3 protein-coding genes are annotated in these 3,729 nt (G+C 62.8%); 1 reads left to right on the forward strand and 2 read right to left on the reverse strand.

Annotated elements, in window-relative coordinates; genetic code table 11:
* Both SPHV1_RS03425 and SPHV1_RS03430 read right to left on the reverse strand, forming a co-directional pair.
* A partial coding sequence (locus tag SPHV1_RS03425) for an MFS transporter (RefSeq protein WP_156367224.1) occupies window positions 1-504 on the reverse strand: 504 nt, incomplete at its 3' end.
* Between the two features lie 56 nt (window positions 505-560).
* Window positions 561-1,997 carry a DcaP family trimeric outer membrane transporter gene (locus SPHV1_RS03430; RefSeq protein ID WP_231634496.1) on the reverse strand — a complete coding sequence of 479 codons (1,437 nt, stop codon included), beginning with the start codon at window positions 1,995-1,997 and terminating at the stop codon, window positions 561-563.
* A gap of 211 nt (window positions 1,998-2,208) precedes the next feature.
* On the opposite strand from SPHV1_RS03430, the gene acs reads away from it, so the two are divergent.
* Window positions 2,209-3,729 (forward strand): acetate--CoA ligase (acs, locus tag SPHV1_RS03435; RefSeq protein WP_054944682.1); only part of this gene is annotated, 1,521 nt, incomplete at its 3' end.

Consider the following 3,729-nt stretch of genomic DNA (forward strand, 5'->3'; position numbering starts at 1 on the left):
ACTCAGTGGGGGCCGGTCAAAGCTGGTGTAGAGGCCGCGCTTGTTGTCGGGCGCGTGCTCGGCCACGTATGTCGCTGCGCCGCCGTACTCACCGCCCAGCGCCAGGCCCTGGATGATGCGCAAGGTGACGAGGATGATAGGCGAGGCGATGCCGATGGTATCGTAACCGGGCAGCAGGCCGACCGCGAAAGTGGACAGGCCCATCAGGCCCATCGTAACGAGGAACGTGTACTTGCGGCCGACAAGGTCGCCGACCCGACCGAACACGAGCGCACCGAAGGGGCGGACTGCAAAACCGGCGGCAAAGGCGCCCAGCGCCAGGATGAAGCCGGTCGTTTCGTTGACGCCCGAAAAGAAGACCTTGGAAATGAAACTGGCAAGCAGCCCGTAGAGATAGAAGTCGTACCACTCGAACACGGTGCCGAGCGACGATGCCGTAATGACGAGCTTTTCCCGGCCCGTCGCCTTGTGATGCTTCGGCAAGGCGTCATATGTCGTAGCCATTGCTCACTCTCCCAAATGGGCCCGCCCGGTCGTTGTCAGGCAGGCAAGGTATATCCTCAGAAGCTGTACTTTGCTGCGAATTCGACGCGGTCGAGGGCGCCGTCATTGCCGTTGACCAGCTTGCGCTCGCCATGGCGGTACTCGAGGCCGAGATCGATGTTCTTGACCGGCGAATAGAAGACGTTGGCTGCACCGCTCCATGCCCGCTTGTTGAAGCTGGCGATGCTGTCGAGCGGCAGGCTCTTGGCATAGTCGACATCCTGGTAGCTGCCCATCAGGTTGATGCGGACATTGGGGGCGATCGCGATGCGAGCGGCAACCATGGCGGCCAGGACGTTGACGTTGGCGAGGTCGTTGGTCGCCGGATCGTAGACGGCGTCCGGGGCAAAGTTCAGGCCGATGTAGCGGCTGGCGTTATGACCGTAGGTCACCAGCGCGCGCAGATCGCTCGACTTGTTCCGGTTGAGCCAGAGCTTGCCGCCGACACTGACGCCCCAGCCCATGGTGTCGGCCGCGGTGCCGGCGCTGGCGACGCGGACCTGCCGTACGAGGCCGGCCAGCGAGGCTTCCCCGGCCTTGCCGGTCCAAGCCAGGCGGGCGGCGAAATCGGGGATCCTGTCGTCGCCGTTCTCCGTAAGGGCAGGCGAGCCCAGCGTAGCCGTGCCCGATTCCGGCTCCTCTATGGAGGCATGCAGGGCCAGCCCCTTGCCGACTGGCGCACTGTAGCGCACGAGCGGCTGTCTTACGAAAACCGTGCCTTCGGTCGTGCCGACGAAGTCGGTGCTTTCGGGCAGGGCGCCAGTGTACTGGAACGTCGACCAGTCCTGGCCGATGGTGAGCCTGCCGACCTGCATCCAGGCACGGCGCAGGGCGAGGTTGTAGCCATTGGTGGTGCGCTGCGATCCTTGCGTGCCCGGCGCAGTCTGGAAATCGACCTCGACAAGGCCCTTCACGCTGTGGCCTCCTACGTCGGTGGCAAGGTTGAGCCAGAAGCGCGATTGCTTTGCAGTGAAGTCCTCGACCCGCTGCGAAGGCCCGCTTCCGGTGGGAATGGCCTGAGGCAGGTAGAAGTCGCGTCCCAGAGAGTTTGTGGCCACTTCGCCTTCGCTGAAGCGGCTCGTCGAAGCGATCATCTTGATGTAGCCGCCCAGCTTGATCGTCGTGTCGCCCGACCTGAAGCCATCTGCCTGCGGCTTGCTTTCAAGGGCAGCAACCTTGGCGGCGGCTTCCTCGCTCCTGGCAGTGGCCGAGGCAATGGCCTGCTGGGCCGTAGCCTGGGTTTCTGCCTGTTGCTGCCGGGCCTGCACGAGATCGGCGCGCAATTGCGCCATTTCCGCCTCGAGCCGTTCGAGCCTGTCTTCGAGCTGTGCCTCACGGTTGGTTGCGGAATGGGCTGCGGCATGGGCTGCGGCAGGCGCAACCAGAAAACTGCCTGCAAGCAATGCGCTAGCTAGCAATCGCGCTTTGGAATTCCCACTTGTGGCGTGGTTCATGATCCTCTCCTTCCCGAGCCCGGCCTCTCCACTTTTCGGGAGATGTTCCGGAACTTTCACAGGATCAGGCAGGAGGTGTGTTTGAACCATCCTGACCATGGTCTAACGGTTACGACCATGGTCTAATGTCCCGGTACACGGGTCTATGTGCTAAAGGTTCGTGGAAAGCCGGGTTTGCCGGACACACTCCACGGAGAGGAGAATGAGAGACATGGCAGAGACCGTCTATCCCGTCCCCGCCGAATGGGCCCAGAACGCCCTGATCGACGATGCCCGCTATCAGGAAATGTACCGTCGTTCGGTTGAGGACCCGGAAGGTTTCTGGCGCGAGGAAGCGCAGCGGATCGATTGGATCAAGCCGTTCAGCGCGGTCAAACAGACCAGTTTTCACGAAGCCGACTTCGGCATTTCGTGGTTCACCGATGGAACTCTCAACCTCTCTGCCAACTGCCTTGACCGCCACCTTGCCGAGCGCGGCGATGCCATTGCGATCCTTTGGGAACCGGACGATCCGAACAAGCCGGAACGCCGCATCACCTATCGCGAACTTTATGAGCAGGTCTGCCAGTTCGCCAACCTGCTCAAGTCACGCGGGGTCAAGCGCGGCGAGCGTGTCACCATCTACCTGCCGATGGTTCCCGAGGCGGCCGTTGCCATGCTCGCCTGTGCCCGAATTGGCGCGATCCACTCGATCGTTTTCGCCGGTTTCTCGCCCGACGCCTTGGCAGGCCGCATCATCGACTGCGACAGCCGCATCGTCCTGACCTCGGACGAGGGTCTGCGCGGGGGCAAGAAAGTCCCGCTCAAGGCGAATGTCGATGCTGCGCTCTCGCATTGCACCAGCGTCGACACCGTGATCGTCCTCAAGCACACCGGTGCGGACGTGCCGATGACCGAGGGCCGCGATATCGACTGGGCCACTGGCGTTTCCGGCCAGTCGAGCGATTGCCCGCCCGAGGAAATGAATGCGGAAGATCCGCTGTTCATCCTTTACACGTCCGGATCGACCGGCAAGCCGAAGGGCGTTCTGCACACGACTGGCGGTTATTCCGTCTGGGCATCGATGACACATGAATACGTCTTCGACTACCGTCCCGGCCAGATCTACTGGTGTGCGGCGGATATCGGGTGGGTCACGGGCCACTCCTATGTCGTCTACGGACCGCTGATGAACGGCGCGACGACGGTCATGTTCGAAGGCGTGCCCAACTATCCCGACGCCTCGCGCTTCTGGCAGGTCGTCGACAAGTTCGACGTCGAGATCTTTTACGGTGCCCCGACGGCCCTGCGCGCCCTGATGCGCGAAGGCGACGAGTGGGTGAAGAAGACCAGCCGCAAGTCGCTGCGCCTGCTGGGCTCGGTCGGTGAGCCGATCAATCCCGAAGCCTGGGAATGGTACCACCGCGTCGTCGGCGAAGACCGTTGCCCGATCGTCGACACCTGGTGGCAGACCGAGACCGGCGGCATCATGATCAGTCCGCTGCCCGGCGCCACTGCGCTAAAGCCTGGTTCGGCCACGCGTCCGATGTTCGGCGTGAAGCCGATGCTGGTCGACAACGAAGGTATCGAGATTACCGGCGCCGGAGACGGTTGCCTTGTCCTCACCGATTCCTGGCCCGGCCAGATGCGCACTGTCTGGGGTGACCACGAGCGCTTCTTCCAGACCTATTTCTCGACGTTCAAGGGCTATTACTTCACTGGCGACGGCTGTCGCCGCGGCGGGGGGGGGGGG

The sequence above is a fragment of the Novosphingobium sp. KN65.2 genome (assembly GCF_001368935.1).
GTDB classification, from domain to species: Bacteria; Pseudomonadota; Alphaproteobacteria; order Sphingomonadales; family Sphingomonadaceae; genus Novosphingobium; species Novosphingobium mathurense.